Source organism: Spirosoma harenae (assembly GCF_054776975.1).
In genome coordinates, this window is record NZ_BAAHBD010000010.1 from 515,614 (window position 1) to 532,764 (window position 17,151).

A 17,151-nucleotide genomic window follows, 5' to 3' on the forward strand; every position below is an offset into this window, starting at 1 on the left:
ATGGGGTGCTCCGCTGTATATCACATTATTCATTCAGGCGCAGAGTTTGTATCTTGCTTTTGTCTGACAAACGATGAGCCTTTATATCGGTGATCTGACTATACTTGAATGAACGCTTTTTACCCAACTTCTACTGACACAAACCCAATAGATCAAACCGGCGACCGCCTGTTAGGAGCTATTTTTGAGTCAGCGCCTGTTTGTATTGTTTCGTATCGGGCAATCCGCAATCAAGCTAACCAGATCATCGATTTCAAACCATTACGGCTGAATGAACGAGCTGTTATCACATGTGGCAGAAGTCGCCAGGAAATTATGAACGCCACCTTGCTGGAACTGTTTCCTCAGTTCCTGGGTAGCGATCTGTTTGCCACCTATATGGCTGTTATTCAATCGGGTGAAGCCCACCGCTCTGATTACTATCTTCCCCCGTTTGGCGGCTGGTTCGATATATCCATAACGCGTATAGCACCTGATGAACTGGCAGCCATTTTCATCAATATCAATGATCGCAAACAGACTGAATTGCAGATGCGCCAACAGGCCGAACTCCTGACGAAGATTAGTCAGTCGATGCAAATGGCGGTTTCCAGCCATCAACCTGTTCGGAATCAGCAGGGGCAGATTGTTGATTTTGTCTATACATATTTCAATGAGAAAGCGAGGGAATGGCTACCTGTCGACTGGCAAAAAGTAGTTGGAAAAACGGTCCGACAGATGCAGTTTGCCGAAAATGTAGATCAAACCGTTGCCCGGCTGGCCACGGTTGTAGAAACAGGCAATCCCGATCATTTTGATGCGATAACTACTGACGGGCGTATTTTCTACAACATTATCGCCCGCTCTAACGACGGTACCGTTGCCACGTTTATCGACGTAACAGAACAACGCCGATCTGAACAACGGCTGTTGGAATTAAAGGCGATTTCGGATCAGCAAACCAATTTATTACAAAGCATTCTGGATGCTTCCCTAACAACCATTGCCTGCTACGAAGTTGTTCGGGATGAGACGAATACGATCGTTGATTTTCGTATTACGCTGGCCAACCAGGCCGCCCTGGAGGTACTGGATATGACTGCCGATGAGTTGTATGGCAAAACGCTTTGTGAACTGAATCCGAAACTAAAAGATAGCGATGTTCTTACCCAGTATGTACAGGTCTACGAAACGGGTAAACCTATAATAATCGAACGTGAGTCTAAAGATCGGCACTATTATGTGTCTATCGTCAAATTTGGCGACGGTGTGTTGGCCTCTGCTATCGATATCACCGAAAACCGGCATTCACGTGCACAACTCGAAGCGGCTAACGTTGCCCTGAAGCAAAGCAATGAAAATCTGCAAAGTTTCGCTTATGTGGCCAGCCATGATTTGCAGGAACCTCTCCGAAAAATTAAGGCATTTGGCGATCTTTTAATCAATGATTATAGCCATGAATTGCCCGAACGTGGTCAGGACATTGTCCATCGAATGCACGCTGCCGCTGAGCGAATGAGTCGACTGATTCAGGACTTATTAGCCCTCTCGCGACTAACAACGCAAAAACGATCATTTACCATTATCTCTTTAAATGAAGTAGTTACCAATGTTTTAAGCGATTTAGAGAGAGTTATTATAGAAAGTGGAGCCATCATTGAACTAGGCAATCTGCCAACCATTTCCGGCGACCCATTACAGCTCAGTCAACTGTTTCAGAATCTGCTGTCGAATGCGTTAAAATTCCGGAAAGCCGATCAATCTCCTCATATACAGATCAACTCCAGGCAAATCGATATGCGCGATATACCGGCTCCCCTTTTATCCTCTTTTAGCATTGACAAATCAACGGATGGTAGGTCGGAACTGTCTTACCATCAACTGACCATTCGCGATAATGGTATTGGGTTTAATGCGAACCAGTACGGAGAAATGATTTTTGGTGCTTTCCAGCGATTACACGGTCGAGGTAGCCATTTTGCTGGTACCGGCATCGGCCTAACAATTGCCAAAAAGGTCATTGAAAATCACACTGGAGCCATTGTAGCTCAAAGTCAGGAAGGTGAAGGTGCGACGTTTGTGGTGTATTTGCCTGCCCGCTGAGTTTGTAGCCACGTTAAAAACCAACGACCAGTTTTAAACTCGGATTTACTTTCTTAAAAAACCCATTCATATACACCTCCGTCTGTACTTTGAACAGCCAGTTCTGATAAACAGTCGATCCCAGTTTGATGGTGTTTGCGTCAAAATAAGAGCCTGATCGATATACCGGAAGACCAACATAAAAAGAAGCTATATGCTTGTTGAAATTAGCCGTTCGACTGCTTTTATCTTTCCGGTAGAACGATACCCCCGCATGAACAAAATCGTTTCTAAATGTCTGAAATGAATTGTCGGCAGTTGGCTGAAAAAAGAAGTTTGATGTATAACCGACGAAATAACCAATCTGCTGAAACCGATTCGGAACAATCTCCAAGTCGAAATTGAATGAGGGAACCCACTGATTACGAATCAATCCAACGCCAATGCCCGGATGAAAACTAAGAAACGGCTCCCGAGCCAGGCCAGGGTTTCGAAACGTCGGTTTATTATCAAGGCTCTGCATCAAATTAAGCGCATAGCGCGGACTAGTCAGATCGTAGTGTTTGTACTGACGTATTGATTCAAGTGCCTGTTCTACTTTCGCGTTTACCCCTCCTGCGCTAAGCAAACGGTCAATATCATGCAGGCTATTTACCAGAACATATACGCCAAAATCCGTTGGAATTTCTGTTGCTGTTGCTGATACCCAGGCGATCTGAAGCGTATCCTGCTGTGTTTTCACCTCAACCGGATTTTCACCATCGCGGAAACGGAAAGACGTAGCAGGCTGTGGTGTATAACGTAACGCCAAGTCGCGATTTTCTTCACCAAGTTTTAGCAGGGCATGAATAGCCCGCGTAGCACTTTGGGTACTGTCTTCCACCTTCCGATAATCGGCCACAAATAACCGTAGAACGGAGTCGATATTCTGATGCGCTTTAACCTGGTTGTATTGATCGAACCCGATGAGGAGCGTATTCCTTTGCCCGAGGTCAATTTCGATATGACTAATACCTATGAACTTTTTCCTGGCTCCAGGTTCGGTCAAGTGGTTTCCGGTTGATTGAGACATAGCAATCCCGACCATGCTCAGTAAGAGCACAGTAATCAGACAAAATAGACGCATGACTAGTGGTTTGGTTTGTGTGTTAATGGCATTGTAAGTGTAGGCATGCGGCTGTCGACGGATGCTTCCTCGCGTTGCCCGCTGCCCAATCGAACAAAGTTTTGGGTTGGATATAGTTTAGGGCGCGCTTCTTCTTCCGCCCGTAACTCATTTTCGTGAACTACTTTAAATCGCTGTTTTGGGGTAGTAGACGCGATCTTTCCCTTACGCGGTTCTGGCTGTTTTTCAACCAGGGGAATTAGTTCTGCAATAGACATAGATTCAGGCACTTGAGCAACGACTTCTGTTTGCTCTACAGCAGTGGCTTCCTGTAATAACTCTGATTTTTCCGTCGGAATAACAGGGTTATGCAACTGCGATTTCCGTCGGATTTTCACTGAACTGATCGCAGTCGAGGTAATGGATTTAGCAGCCAACTCATTTTTTGGCTGGTTAGTAATTGGCTTGGCTGACTCTTGACTACGTTGATACGTGGCAACCGATTTTTGCTCAATTGTGGTCGAATTTAGTCCAAACCAGCTTATGACAAATCCAGCAAAACCAGCCGCAACTACCCACCAGGCCCAACCAACCCGGCGACGAATTGGCGTTTGCTGCAATTCAGGACGTAACTGCGTCCATAAACGCTCCGAATCGAACGCAGAACCGGGCGGTGGTGTATCGGGCAGGCTACGGAGCATTTGCCGAACCCATTCGTCAGGCATTTCGTCGGTTTTCTGTTTCATAGCCGTTTTGGAGTAACCAGGTTTGCAATAAGGCCCGCGCCTTGCTTAACTGTGATTTTGAGGTATTTTCGGAAATACGTAGCTGCTCAGCAATTTCACGATGCGTGTATCCTTCAATAGCGTAGAGGTTAAACACCGTTCGATAACCAGGCGGCAATTCGCGAATTAGTGCGTAAATCCGTTCGGCATCTAACCCATCATCGGGCAATGGAACCAGACTAGGCTGTTCTTCAGCATCGTCGTCAACCTGAAAAAGTGGCAGGTGACGATTGGCCCGCAGGTGCTGCAATGCTTCATTGATCACAATCCGCCGGAGCCATGCTTCCAGACCATTATCATCGCGATAGTTAAAATCGCCTATCCCACGAAACGCTTTTAGAAAGGCATTCATCAGCACTTCTTCAGCCTCTGATTCATTCCGGACGTAGCGCAAACTGACCCGAAAGAGTCGATTCGCATACTGATCGAACAGTCGTTTCTGCGCAAAGGCATTTCCTCGCTGACACTGTTCAACCAATTGTTTCGACATAATATAAATTGCTTTCGATAACAGAAATGCCGGTTTTCAGAAAAGGGTTGCCCAGGTCATAAAAAAAGCCACTGTCGGGAAAAACAGCGGCATGAAGTAGAAAATAATTCCCTTCGCTAATTAACGGATAATGAATCAATTGTTCTGTGTTCCCGTGCATCATAGCCTGCCCGCGCTTTCATAATTTGCTCACTATGATCGCTGGCCCATTCGCCTAGTTCGATCACTTTCAACAATAAACTATGACCCAAAGCCGTCAGTTCATATTCTACTCGCGGTGGAATTTCCGGATACACCCGCCGTGAAATCAGCCCATCACGCTCAAGGTTACGAAGCGTTACGGTTAGCATCCGTTGCGAAACACCGTTGATCCGTTTCTTTAGTTCATTGAACCGAAGGGTGCCTGCATCGCCCAAATGAAAAATGGACAACATCGACCATTTATCACTGAAACGATCCAAAATGTTCCGCGTTGGGCAACTACCAGTCATACTATCGGTATCGCCCAAAATTTTTCGCAACTTTTCTTGCAGTCTATCTTGCTGATTATCAACAATAGTTCTGTCCATGTTCCTGACGCACTAAAAAATGCCTTCTTGTGGTGGTTTGAGATAGTCAATACTTTTGAGTTCTTAAAAGTAACTGAGTATATTTTAAAAACCAAGATACAAATGATCGCAATAACCGGAGCAACTGGCCATTTAGGAAAAGCCACGCTCAAATCTTTAACAACAAAAACAAATCCAGGCTCTTTAGTTGCCCTCGTTAGAGACCCAGCTAAAGCATCGGACTTAGCAACTAATGGCATTCAAGTTCGCCAGGCCGACTATAATGACCCCGAGTCGCTGGTAAAAAGTCTGGCTGGCGTCGATACAGTAGTCTTGATTTCAAGTACTGAACTTGGTGACGAACGTGTTCGTCAGCACGCTAATGTTATCAACGCGGCAAAAGAAGCCGGAGTAAAACACATTTTCTATACGAGTGCTCCTAATCCGTCGCCAAACGCATTATTCACGCCTGCCATTGATCATTTCCACACAGAAAATCTGATCAAAGAGTCAGGATTGACGTATACGTTTTTCCGAAACAATCTCTATCTGGATGTGCTACCGATGATGCTTGGTGATGCTGCCCAAACAGGCAAACTCTATTTTCCAGCCGGTGATGGAACAGTAAGTTTTGCATTACGAACCGATATTGCTGAAGGACTAGCAAGCGCGTTAACCAGCAATGGTCATGAAAACAAAACATACGAAATCGGTGCGCCAACGGCCTGGTCGTTCAGCGACATCGCTGCTGCCTTGAGCGAATCGGGCAATCCGGTTGAGTATATCGATATTCCGAATAGTGCTTATGCTGCTGAATTAGCCAAACATTTGCCTGCCGCTGCGGCCACAATGTATGCTGGATTAGCCGCAGGTATTAAACAGAATGATTTTAACGTGCCCGATCCCACTTTGGAAAAACTGCTTGGTCGGGAGCCGGTCAGCCTGGTCAATTATCTAAAAAGCCTGGTGGTAGGCGTATAGTCGCTGAGAATCCGTATTTACGACTTAATCTATTCAACTTCCCGAAGGCTTAGTTGCTTTCGGGAAGTTTTGTTTTATTCCTATCCCGAACCGATATAGTACCATCTTATTTTGTTTTACAGAGATTGATCTCCAGAACGCCTTAATTCTGCTCGTTCCTGCTTATTTTCACGAAATTGTCAGCTAATAAGTAGTCAGACATTTCCGGTTTTGCACGTTACACTCATCTTCAATGAATCGACTTAACCTTCTACTAATCAAATCATTTCTTATTCTTTCGATTGTTTTGTTTGGGGCTGCTGCCAAAGCCCAATCATTCAATCAGGCGGAAATTGCTCGTTGGCAACAACAAGCCAGGCAGATCACCATCACACGCGATACATGGGGTGTTCCGCACATCTCCGGAAAAACGGATGCTGACGTCATATTTGGCGTATTGTTCACCCAATGCGAAGATGATTTCGCTCGCGTCGAAACGAATTATATTGACGCAATTGGAAGAATGGCTGAAGTAGAAGGCGAGTCGGCACTGTATCATGATCTTCGAGCGCGGTTGTTTCTGGATTCAGCGCAGGCTGTTGCGATCTATAAGAAGAGTCCGGCCTGGATGAAAAAACTGCTAAATGCCTTTGCCGATGGCACCAACTATTATCTCTACACGCATCCAGATATAAAACCCCGATTACTGAAGCGTTTCCAGCCGTGGATGCCCCTGATGTTTAGCGAAGGCAGCATTGGCGGTAACATCAGCGTCGTATCGACTGAGCGATTGAAAGCATTTTACGAGCACAATAAATTCACCTCGTCCATCAACGATTTCGACAGGTACGAAAACGATCCTGTTGGCTCAAACGGTTTTGCTATTGCTCCATCGAAAAGCGCGACGAAGAATGCTCTGCTGCTCATCAACCCACATACATCATTTTATTTCCGGTCGGAAGTACACTTGACCAGTCAGGAAGGACTGAATGCGTATGGAGCTGTTACATGGGGACAATTCTTTATTTATCAGGGTTTTAACGAATACTGCGGCTGGATGCACACGTCAAGCGGAGCCGACTCGATGGATGAATACCTGGAAACGATTGAGAAGAAGGGGAACGCCTATTTTTATACGTATGGCCAAACACAAAAACCACTCCGTACGCAAAAAGTGCGATTACCTTACAAATCCGGAAATGGTATTCAGTACAAAGAGTTCACGATGTATTGGACCGAACATGGGCCTATCGTAGGCGAAAAAGACGGCAAATGGATTGCTGTCGACATGATGAATACGCCGTTGAACGCGCTTGAACAGTCGTACTTACGCACGAAAGCCAAAGGCTATGCGAGTTACAAGGAGGTTATGAAACTGAACGGCAATGCCTCTAACAACACCGTTTTTGCGGATCGCGATGGAAACATTGCTTACTGGCACGGCAATTTCATGCCCAAACGCAACCCCAAATTCGATTGGAGCCAACCCGTCGATGGCCGTAACCCAGAAACGACCTGGAAAGGATTACATTCCGTTGATGAAATTGTTCAGGTACGCAATCCGGCAACGGGCTGGATTCAAAACTGCAATTCCACACCCTATACCGTTTCAGGCAGTGCCAGCCCCGCTAAAGCGAATTATCCAGCTTACATGGCCCCGGATGCCGAAAACTACCGGGGTATTAATGCTGTACGCGTACTTAGCCAGAAAAAAATCTTTACACTCGATACCCTAATCGCAGCTGCTAATGATCCGTATCTGTCTGGTTTTGATGATTTAATTCCTGCTTTACTTTCGGCCTATCAACAGGTTGCGGGCGATTCTGAAGCAAATACAAAAGATGTTGGCGAAGCTATACAGGTTCTAAAAGACTGGAATAAGTGTTACGGAACAGCATCTGTTGGGACAACGCTGGGCATTTTCTGGGGCGAAAAGATACAGCGTCTGGCGCGCAGCCGCGTTCCAGCTACTCAACGCCTTGACTTCCTCAGCTTTACAACTTTTGTTATTGAAAAAACGACTCCGCAGGAGAAAATGGCCACGCTAAAAGAAACACTGGCCGAATTAACCCGCGACTTCGGCACCTGGAAAACCCCATGGGGCGATATCAACCGCTACCAACGCCTGACCGGCAACATTCAGGAATCGTACGACGACCAAAAACCCAGCATTCCAGTCGGTTTTACCCCTTCGACATGGGGTTCACTAGCGGCTTATGGCGCACGAACGGCTCCCAATACCAAAAAGCGATATGGTTATGTCGGAAACAGTTTCGTGGCAGTAGTTGAATTTGGCAAAAAAGTGAAAGCCAGGTCTGTCGTAACGGGTGGCCAAAGTAGTCGACCCGGCGAAACCCATTTTGCAGACCAGGCTCCTTTATACTGCGAGGGGAAATTTAAAGACGTGTGGTTCTACCCAGAAGACATCAAACAGCACATTGAGAAAACGTATTATCCAGGGCAGAAATAGGTTATCTATATAAGTACCCAATAATTGGACAAGAATCTAACAGCACAAATGACACAGGAATTAATTCTATTAGTACTGATTATTTGGGGACTAACGAGCTGTAGTAATTCAGTATCTGAAACAGTTATTTCAGGCATTGAAAAAGACTTAATCCCGGAGGGGATAGCTGTTGATTCAGCATCAGGAAAGATATTTTTAAGCAGCCTTAAAAAGAATAAAATTATATCAACTAATATTGATGGAAGCAATGCCGCTAATTTTATTGAAAGTAACCAACACGGTTATTTAGCTGGTTTTGGCATGACAATAAAAGGTGATACGGTATATGCGCTTAGTAATGGATTGAAAAAGGAGAATAATACATCTGTTTTACTATTACTAAATACTAGAACAAAGAGCTTGATTGAAAAATATGAAATCAATATTCCTCCTTATGCTTATTTAAATGATTTAGCAATTAGCGCGAGTAATGAGATTTTTATTACCGATTCAGAAAGCAACAAGATTTATAGAATAAAGAGACCCAATAAAAATCTGGAGGTTTATCTGGACACAGCCGAAATACCCCACTCTAACGGAATCGCTATTTCTGATGATAATTCTAAACTCTACTTAGCCTCTAAAAAAGGGATCAGAATTGTTGATATTCAGACAAAAAAGATACTCAATCAGCCTAATATCGAATCTTCAGGAATAGATGGTATGAAGTTTTATAAAAATAGTTTGATTGGTATAGTCGAAAAGGGAGTTTATAGATTTTACTTGACCAACAATGGAGCCGAAATTGAAAGCAAGAAGGAAATTATCCCATTTGATAATACCTTCAAATCACCGACAACCTTTACTATTTTAGGCAACTCGATTTACTTTATTAAGAATAAGCAACTTGACAATTTTAATGACAGTACCAACGAAGTGATTGATAAAAGTAAATTAGAATCGCTTATTTTATTGACTAAAAAATTAGAGTAATTCTTAGCTAGTAGTATAACTATAATAGACAGTTGGCAATAGAAAAAACATATAGGCTTTGGACGTTTCAATCTGGCACATCAATACTTGAACTGAAAAATCAAGGTATAATCCAGCCGAGTTGGGATAGTTATTTACAAACAGGTTATTTCATAAAATCCTACCGATGGATCGCTAATCAAATGACAGGCAGGGGTATTCATTGTATTACTCATGCACCCGTATGGGCGTGGCACTCATGTACGAATTATAAACAAGCCCCAAAACTAGTTGATGCGCGATGTTTATTGAGTGATTTAGACATCGAAGGAGGAATACAAACAATAGAATTTGAGTGCCCGGCGGAGTTGGCTTTATTATCTCGTTATGGGGTATGGAATATGATGCTTTCCGATATCTTCTGGGCTAATGAGGAGTCGAAAATTGATAAGGAACTAGTTGATAAATTATTTGCTACCAAGAGGAAACAATTTAGGAAATACGACTCTATTCAGGCAACATTGCCCTACCTTAAGTTAGACTGGGTGAAAGAGATAAGAGACCTGAACCTGCGCCCTAATGACTTTACTTATAATGCAGACGAAGACGTATGAAAGTGGTGTAGTCAGTCTGCCCAAAGCTTGCTAACTGACTACATCACTTTTTTCATATTAATAACTTAAAGTGCCTGACCACCTGATACTTCAATACGTTGCGCGTTAATCCAGCGCGCTTCTTCGGTACACAGGAAAGCGACGACTCCACCAATATCATCAGGTAGGCCAACGCGACCGAGGGCTGTGAGGCTGGCGATGTGATCGTTTATCTCTTTGTTGTCCCGCACACGCCCACCGCCAAAATCGGTTTCGATGGCGCCGGGCGCTACTACGTTTACAGCAATGCGTCGCGGTCCTAATTCCAGTGCCATGTAGCGAGTCAATGTCTCTATAGCAGCCTTCATGGAGCCATAGGTCGATGATCCCAGATACGTCATTCGAGCCAATCCCGACGATATATTGATAATACGTCCACCATCATTCAGTAATGGCAATGCTTTTTGGGTGAAGAAAAATACACCCTTAAAGTGAATATTGACGATTGCATCTAACTGTTTTTCAGTCGTTTCAGCAAACAGTGCATATAGGGCCGTTCCTGCATTGTTGATCAGGAAATCGAAATGATTAGCAGAAAATGTCTGTTGCAGAACCGTCTTTACTTGATCAAAAAAAGCATTGAAGCTCTTTACGTCGCTGGTATTGAGTTGTAAGGTTGCCGCTTTTTGACCTAACTGTTCAATTTCAGCAACCACAGCATTGGCTTCGTCTTGTTTGCTATTATAGGTCAGAATAACGTCGATTCCTTTTTTGGCGAGACTAAGCGCCATGTTTTTACCTAATCCACGGCTTCCGCCGGTTACTAATGCGATTTTACTATTGCTCATCTTTTTTGGTTGTTTTTGATGAGACAAAGGTAGATCAACCCTAAAGGTCGGTGTTTGCGCGAATCAATCCGAAGTTTGCAAAATTCAAATCATAGCTTTAGGCGCGGAAAGCAAGCGGTGCTAAAGCGGTTTGCTTTTTGAAAAAATTGGAAAAGTGGGCAACCTCTTCAAACCCCAGGCTATACGCTATTTCGGAAATGTTCCAGTCGGTTTGTTTTAGTAGAATTTTGGCTTCCTGAAGAATCCGACTGCCAATTAGTTCGGTTGTCGTTTTACCCGTATTCTCTTTCAGAACTTTATTTAGGTGATTGACATGTACAGCAAGCCGATCAGCAAAATCTTTAGCCGTACGCAAACTGAGTTTCTGCTGGGGCGACTCGATTGGAAACTGCCGCTCCAGCAATTCGATGAATAAGGAAGAAACGCGTGCCGATGCTGTATGAGTTGGATAAAGAGCTGATGCGGGTTGCAATTTCTGCCCGTAATGAATTAATTCGAGAACGTAATTACGGAGTAAATCATACTTATATACGTAATCAGAAGCAATCTCCTTGTACATCTTTCGAAAGATATACAGCAAGTCTTCTATGTTCTCGTCAGACAATTGAAAGATTGGGTATCCGCCGGGTTTAAAGATCGGTAGATCGTCCAGTACAATTCCACTTTTATTCTGAATGAGAAAATCGGCCGTAAAAATGCAGAAGTAGCCAGCTAGTCCCTCCTGCTGCGGAATCCAGTGATACGGAATTTTTGGGGTAGCAAATAGCAGCGCACTTTTTTCAATATCGATCACCTTATCGGCGTATTCGGCTTTGCTACGTCCACGGATCAGACTGATTTTATAATAAGCCCGCCGATTATACGGCATAGCACGAGGATTCTTCTTGATTCGCGCATGAACTTCTTCAATGTTAAACACATTGAAATGCCCAATCTCTTTGTTAAGATCTTCGGGAATAAGCGTAGCGATTTCCTTATAAAATCCTTCCAGCGTGGTTGTTTCCATTGCCCTATTCAATTTGCAAAAATCAAATATAGGCGTTTTTTGGCAGAGGGCATAGGACGCAGGGCATAGCGCAGTTTGAAAATACGCCCCGCGCCCTACGTCCTATGCCAAGCTACTCCGCTCGTAGTGACTTTACTGGATTCACTAGTGCGGCTTTGATGCTATGGAAACTGACAGTGGCCATCGCAATCAAAACGGCACCAAAGCCGACCAACGCGAACACCCATACGCTCAAGTCGATTTTATAGGCATAACTCGCTAACCACTGCGTCATTAAAAACCAGGTCAATGGAGTGGCGATTGCCAGGGCGATCAGAACCAGTTTGACAAAGTCGCGGCTGAGAAGCAGGATAATTCCGGGGATGCTGGCACCCAGCACTTTTCGAACCCCTATTTCTTTGGTACGCTGCTCAATAGTCATTAGAGCTATGGCAAACAGACCCATGCAGGAAAGTAAGATGGCAATCCCGGCGGCAAAACTAAATACCTGAGACATAGCTTCTTCGTTTCGATACAATGCGTCAATGTTAGCATCCAGAAACGTTCCGATAAATTCAGCACCGGGCGCTATTTCAGCCCAAATAGTCTTTAGCTTATCCATCGAAGTCAGCAGGCTTTGTGGGGTTACCCGAATAAAAATATAACCGATCTCTTCGGAGCTTGACAGGTGCATGGTAATTGGCTTTTTCTCCTGCTGCAACGAATACAGATGGTAGTCTGGAATCAAACCAATGATCTGAATTTTTGTCCCTGCCGTATCGGTCTGGAAGAAACGGCCAACCGGGTCTTTTTCGCCGAGTTGTTTCGCCATACTTTCCGTAATAATCACCCGATCCAATGAATCGGACGGGTACGCAGGGCTAAACTCCCGCCCGGATAACAACTTGATATTTAACGTTTTTAGATAATCGTAATCGACTAGTAACCAATCGGTATGGATTTCTTTATCCTTATACGTAAACCCAAGCATAGACCTTGACACGCTACCATCTTTCCCCCTACCCAGATTGACGCCACTTCCTGTAATAGATACCACCGAAGGGTCGTTCGCGAGCTTATTTCGCATTCGCTGAAGTAGCTGCCGACCACTATATTTATTCCCTACCGGAATACTAATTACCTGTTCTTTCTCAAAACCCAATGGTCGCGTCCGTAAATACCCTACTTGCTGAATGGCAAAAATGGTGCAACAGGTTAGCAGACAGGATATCGTAAATTGGGTAACAATTAATGAGTTACGTAAGAAACCGGGTCGTTTCATGGCAATCTTACCTTTCAAAACTTCAACCGCATTGAAACGAGCCATTTGCCAGGAAGGATAGCCCCCCGCTATTAGCGTAACCAGAGCAAACATCAGCAGAATACCGACAATAACACCCGGCTGCAGTATAGTAGAAAGGGCTATGTTAGCTCTGAACTGCGCGTTAAAAGCAGGTACCAGCCAGTAAGCCATGACTGATCCCAATACAAATCCAATCAGGCAAATTATGGCCGATTCGCTCCAGATTTGCACAAATAATTGCTTTTTCAACGCTCCTAGCGACTTGCGAACGCCTACTTCACGAGCGCGGGTAAATGACCGGGCTATACTCAGGTTAATAAAATTGATGCAGGCAATGAGTAGTATAAAAAAAGCGATAGCCAGCAACGCATAAACGACTGCAACCGGCGTACTCGATCCACCTGAAATAGCGGTATCAAAATGCACTTTTGCGAATTTCTGTAGACGGATAGCCATCAAATCACCGCGTTCATCAGGCTTAGCGCCATCTTTTTTCAGTTTCTCCAGATCAGCCGAAAAATACTTTTCCGAAAATCCTTTCAATCGATTTTCGAGCGTTGCCTGCTCTACATTAGGCGCTACTTTAATAAAAACATTATGGGAATAGGCATCCCACTGGGACTTACTGTCGCGGTACGTAGGTGTATTTTCGACCCGAGCCAGAGCATCGTAGTGTACAGTCGAGTTGTCTGGCGCATCGGCCAAAACGCCCGTAACAATGTATTGTTTCTGATTACCCAGATTACCCAGCTGCAAGGGTTTTCCAATCGGGTCTTCCGTTCCGAATATCGCTTTGGCTGTACTTTCGCTCAGGATAATATTACTCAAATCGCCCAATGCGCTGGTCCGATTGCCTTGCAGCATAGGGAACGAAAAGACTTTCAGAAAATCAGCGTCTACAAAGCGGACCGATTTTTCGACAAATTTACCTTTATACTCCATTAAACTGCCCCCAGACAGCAACCGCGTTGCCGCTTCTACTTCTGGATAGTCAGCTTTCAGAGCGGGCGTCAATGGCATCGGCATTCCGCCACTCTTTTCGACTTTATCGGGATGATTTACGAAGCGATAGACCTGATAAATTCGGTCAATATCTTCATGAAACGAATCGTAGGAGAGTTGGCGGTAGACCATCAGGAACAGAAACGTACAGACACAAAAGGCTACCGAAAGTCCCAGTACGTTGATGGCGGTATAACCTTTACTGCGCCAAAGCGTGCGAAAAGCAATTTTTAGATAATTCGACAACATAGCCGGTTGGAGTGATGAGGGTTGTGGGTATTCCACTGATTGACGCCGACGCCGAATCACGAACGGCGGGAGTACCGAAATCACATTCAGAAGGTAACGGGCACTAGCCTGCGGTTCGCCCACTCGATCATACCAATACGCATATAATTCGTCCAGATCGCCCTGCACTTCTTCCAGTGTTTCAGGGGGATGCAGCCAAATTAATAAGCGTTTTGCCCACGAGGGTGATGATCGCATAATGACGAATGAAAAGTGTACCTTAAACGTGTTGTCGGCGAATTACATCAATCAGATATTACTCTCTATTTTATCGTACAAATGAACGGCCAAAAACAAAAAAGGCCCAATTTGGGCCATTGATGCATTTTTTATTCTAAAATCTTGACATAATTTGTCCGTAAATGGACAGTGATCGTCCCCAACCGGACAGGGGGATTTCAGTTAATTCACTTTAATATAATCTGCTTCTGGCTTCGGAGTTACCGTCGTCGAAGGCGTTACATCCAGAATTTCGTGCACATTCCGGCGTATGGTTTGGGCAATCTGGTTGAGGGGCAGATCATTGCAATCCAGCCCAAATGGTTCTTCAATTTCATCGCCAATCATCTCAATCCCAATCAGCGCATAGGCAGCTAATGTGGTAGCAATGATTGCAAAATATTCATACGTCTCGACCAGAACGAGGGGAATCAGCAACACATATACAGTGATAAACAGCTTAATAAAGAAGCTATACGAAAATGGAATCGGCGTTTTTTTGATTCGTTCGCAGGAACCCGTTATGTCGAGTAGAGCCTGATGGTATTGCCGAATCGTAATTAAATCCATATCGCTAACGAGGTTATCCTGGTGTAAAACCTGAATGCGTCGCAGCAATAAAGCTGCAATTCGGCTGGGAATGTGCGCGTATTGCGACAGTGGTTTTTGTCCTTCATCGCCCGTATTTTCTATCTCTGAAAAATCGACGCCGGTACGCAAATGACCTTTGAGAGCCAGCGCAAAATTGGATAATGTACGAGCAAAATACGTTCGGTTTTCTGCTGCCTCATCAGGCAAGAGCGAGTCCAGCAAAACGGCCAGATTCCGACTGTAGTTAACCAGGCTGCCCCACTGTCGTCGCCCTTCCCAGAATCGATCGTAAGCCGTGTTGGTGCGAAAAACCAGTAGGAGACTTAATGTAATTCCTAACAATGAAAATAGCGTTCCGTCGAATGGAAGATCGATCTTAAAAACATGTTTATCAATGATAGTCAGCGCGATACCGTAAGCACTTACGTAACCCACGCGTCGCAAAAGTACTTGAATGCTATAGCTGGTATGGAAATTTCGAAGGGCGCCTGCCCAATCTTTTGCTTCGTAAATAATCATCAGATTGCCGAGGAAGATGGTATTCAATTCCGATTAATTAAATCAATTATACACATTCATCCCTAAACTCCTGTTTGCTAGACGCAAAAAAGAACATCCCGAAAGCGATATGCTTCCGGGATGTTAGGTTCAAGTACAAGCGATATGGGTTTACAATAGGTCGACTGTAATCATCAGGATATGTAGCAATATGCTCGTTGTTATAGCCGGAAAAATATATTTGACAGGCATTGCGGCCAACACAGGTACTAGCACTGACAAGAAACAAAGCATGCTTGCTAGGAATTGCCAATCACCGCCATTAAAATTAGCCATGATCAGTAAAAGTGTTGGCGACAGAATACATCCCTGAATTGCCAATGCGCCAATTGCCCAGCCAAATCGATAGAACTCAGCTTCAGAAACGAATTTTTTATAAGCGCTAAACCAATTGGTTGTGGTTGTATAATTGGTGGTTGTATGTGCGAGCGTTGCCATGATTTTGTGCGTTTGAATTATGACACAAAACAACATCTGCGACAGGGCAACCTACATGACTTGAGTCAAGCCAATAACTGACTTTTGTTAGCCAGCATTTCAAACACAAAGGCCGCTAACAGGAATCTGTTAGCGGCCTTTGTGCGAAGATAATTCAACATACCCGATCAATAGCGAACACCCGCCCAACCGTACGGACTCCGACGCGCATTGATACTTTCTTCGATTCGCTGTTTAAGGAGCTTATCGTAATCAGCATCGCTGATTTTTTTACCCTTCGTTTTGGGAAGCTTTAAATCATTGGGCGTCAGTGGTCTAAATTCAATACTAGTTGCTACAATTTCCACATCGCCATCATTCAGATCTAGTTCCAGAATCAGGCCGGGCAATCCGTTCAATCGCTCTGGACCAGCCGAGACCGGAATATCCTGAGCAAACCAAGCTGTAATTTTTTGCTTTTTAACCGGATCTTCGGTTTCTGCTTTCATACAGACGTACCCGGCTACTTCTTTGATCTGGTTACCAATTTTCCAGACGGGGGTATGCAGGGAATCATCTATTACATACGTCTTACCAAGCGTTTCGATAATATCGACCTTTTTGTCCTTCGCAAAATTGCGGTAGAAAAACAATTCGGATTTCCGCCAGGAGTAGCCCCCTTCTTCCGGTTCATCACTAAAGTATGTATAAGCACTCTCATCAGCACTGAAAGCCAGCTTCATTTTCATGCCTTTGTTATTTTCTTCCCAGTTTTTCCAGGTTTGAGCCTCCCGATCTTTCTGCTCCTGCGTTAGGAATGTCAGGCGATTCGTGATCTTTAGCCAATGTTCTTTCCGAACGTACGTAACCACGCCATCCGTTTTCTGTGCGATCGCCATCGAACTGGTCAGTAGACACAGAAATACAATTAGTTTTTTCATGATAAGTGCTTAATCGAACTGCTTAATGAAACGAGT

Annotated in this window: 15 protein-coding genes; 5 read left to right on the forward strand and 10 right to left on the reverse strand. The window is 44.4% G+C overall.

Going from position 1 to position 17,151, the window contains the following annotated elements:
* Window positions 1-108 precede the first annotated feature (108 nt).
* Window positions 109-2,082, forward strand: coding sequence for a sensor histidine kinase (locus tag ACYVE4_RS16095; RefSeq protein WP_461041184.1), 1,974 nt, complete (start codon window positions 109-111; stop codon window positions 2,080-2,082).
* 13 nt (window positions 2,083-2,095) lie between these two features.
* Here ACYVE4_RS16095 and ACYVE4_RS16100 read toward each other — a convergent pair whose 3' ends face one another.
* The 4 genes from ACYVE4_RS16100 to ACYVE4_RS16115 all read right to left on the reverse strand — a co-directional run bounded on the left by ACYVE4_RS16100 (window position 2,096) and on the right by ACYVE4_RS16115 (window position 4,962).
* On the reverse strand, window positions 2,096-3,187 hold the full coding sequence (locus ACYVE4_RS16100) for a hypothetical protein (RefSeq protein WP_461041186.1): 1,092 nt from the start codon (window positions 3,185-3,187) through the stop codon (window positions 2,096-2,098).
* Window positions 3,188-3,189: 2 nt separating this feature from the next.
* A complete protein-coding gene (locus ACYVE4_RS16105; protein WP_461041187.1) occupies window positions 3,190-3,912 on the reverse strand; it encodes a hypothetical protein in 723 nt (240 codons plus the stop codon).
* Window positions 3,884-4,441 carry an RNA polymerase sigma factor gene (locus ACYVE4_RS16110; RefSeq protein ID WP_461041188.1) on the reverse strand — a complete coding sequence of 186 codons (558 nt, stop codon included), beginning with the start codon at window positions 4,439-4,441 and terminating at the stop codon, window positions 3,884-3,886. The genes ACYVE4_RS16105 and ACYVE4_RS16110 overlap by 29 nt, the downstream gene beginning before the upstream one ends.
* A gap of 116 nt (window positions 4,442-4,557) precedes the next feature.
* Window positions 4,558-4,962 carry a winged helix-turn-helix transcriptional regulator gene (locus tag ACYVE4_RS16115; RefSeq protein ID WP_461041189.1) on the reverse strand — a complete coding sequence of 135 codons (405 nt, stop codon included), beginning with the start codon at window positions 4,960-4,962 and terminating at the stop codon, window positions 4,558-4,560.
* 150 nt (window positions 4,963-5,112) lie between these two features.
* Between ACYVE4_RS16115 and ACYVE4_RS16120 the strand changes: the two genes are divergently transcribed.
* The 4 genes from ACYVE4_RS16120 to ACYVE4_RS16135 all read left to right on the forward strand — a co-directional run bounded on the left by ACYVE4_RS16120 (window position 5,113) and on the right by ACYVE4_RS16135 (window position 9,984).
* On the forward strand, window positions 5,113-5,970 hold the full coding sequence (locus ACYVE4_RS16120; RefSeq protein WP_461041190.1) for an SDR family oxidoreductase: 858 nt from the start codon (window positions 5,113-5,115) through the stop codon (window positions 5,968-5,970).
* A gap of 232 nt (window positions 5,971-6,202) precedes the next feature.
* Entirely contained in the window at window positions 6,203-8,419 is a 2,217-nt protein-coding gene (locus tag ACYVE4_RS16125; RefSeq protein ID WP_461041191.1) for a penicillin acylase family protein, read from the forward strand.
* A gap of 48 nt (window positions 8,420-8,467) precedes the next feature.
* The gene (locus ACYVE4_RS16130) at window positions 8,468-9,391 is read left to right on the forward strand and encodes an SMP-30/gluconolactonase/LRE family protein (RefSeq protein ID WP_461041192.1); all 924 of its coding nucleotides are present in this window, start codon (window positions 8,468-8,470) and stop codon (window positions 9,389-9,391) included.
* Window positions 9,392-9,423: 32 nt separating this feature from the next.
* Entirely contained in the window at window positions 9,424-9,984 is a 561-nt protein-coding gene (locus ACYVE4_RS16135; RefSeq protein WP_461041193.1) for a DUF3841 domain-containing protein, read from the forward strand.
* Between the two features lie 65 nt (window positions 9,985-10,049).
* On the opposite strand, the gene ACYVE4_RS16140 is transcribed toward ACYVE4_RS16135, so the two are convergent.
* The 6 genes from ACYVE4_RS16140 to ACYVE4_RS16165 all read right to left on the reverse strand — a co-directional run bounded on the left by ACYVE4_RS16140 (window position 10,050) and on the right by ACYVE4_RS16165 (window position 17,115).
* A complete protein-coding gene (locus ACYVE4_RS16140; protein ID WP_461041194.1) occupies window positions 10,050-10,811 on the reverse strand; it encodes an SDR family NAD(P)-dependent oxidoreductase in 762 nt (253 codons plus the stop codon).
* A gap of 97 nt (window positions 10,812-10,908) precedes the next feature.
* The gene (locus ACYVE4_RS16145) at window positions 10,909-11,817 is read right to left on the reverse strand and encodes a helix-turn-helix domain-containing protein (RefSeq protein WP_461041195.1); all 909 of its coding nucleotides are present in this window, start codon (window positions 11,815-11,817) and stop codon (window positions 10,909-10,911) included.
* Between the two features lie 112 nt (window positions 11,818-11,929).
* The gene (locus ACYVE4_RS16150; protein ID WP_461041196.1) at window positions 11,930-14,587 is read right to left on the reverse strand and encodes an ABC transporter permease; all 2,658 of its coding nucleotides are present in this window, start codon (window positions 14,585-14,587) and stop codon (window positions 11,930-11,932) included.
* 204 nt (window positions 14,588-14,791) lie between these two features.
* The gene (locus ACYVE4_RS16155) at window positions 14,792-15,745 is read right to left on the reverse strand and encodes a bestrophin family protein (protein ID WP_461041197.1); all 954 of its coding nucleotides are present in this window, start codon (window positions 15,743-15,745) and stop codon (window positions 14,792-14,794) included.
* Between the two features lie 123 nt (window positions 15,746-15,868).
* Entirely contained in the window at window positions 15,869-16,195 is a 327-nt protein-coding gene (locus ACYVE4_RS16160) for a hypothetical protein (protein WP_461041198.1), read from the reverse strand.
* Window positions 16,196-16,362: 167 nt separating this feature from the next.
* A complete protein-coding gene (locus tag ACYVE4_RS16165; protein ID WP_461041199.1) occupies window positions 16,363-17,115 on the reverse strand; it encodes a GLPGLI family protein in 753 nt (250 codons plus the stop codon).
* Between the last annotated feature and the right edge of the window lie 36 nt (window positions 17,116-17,151).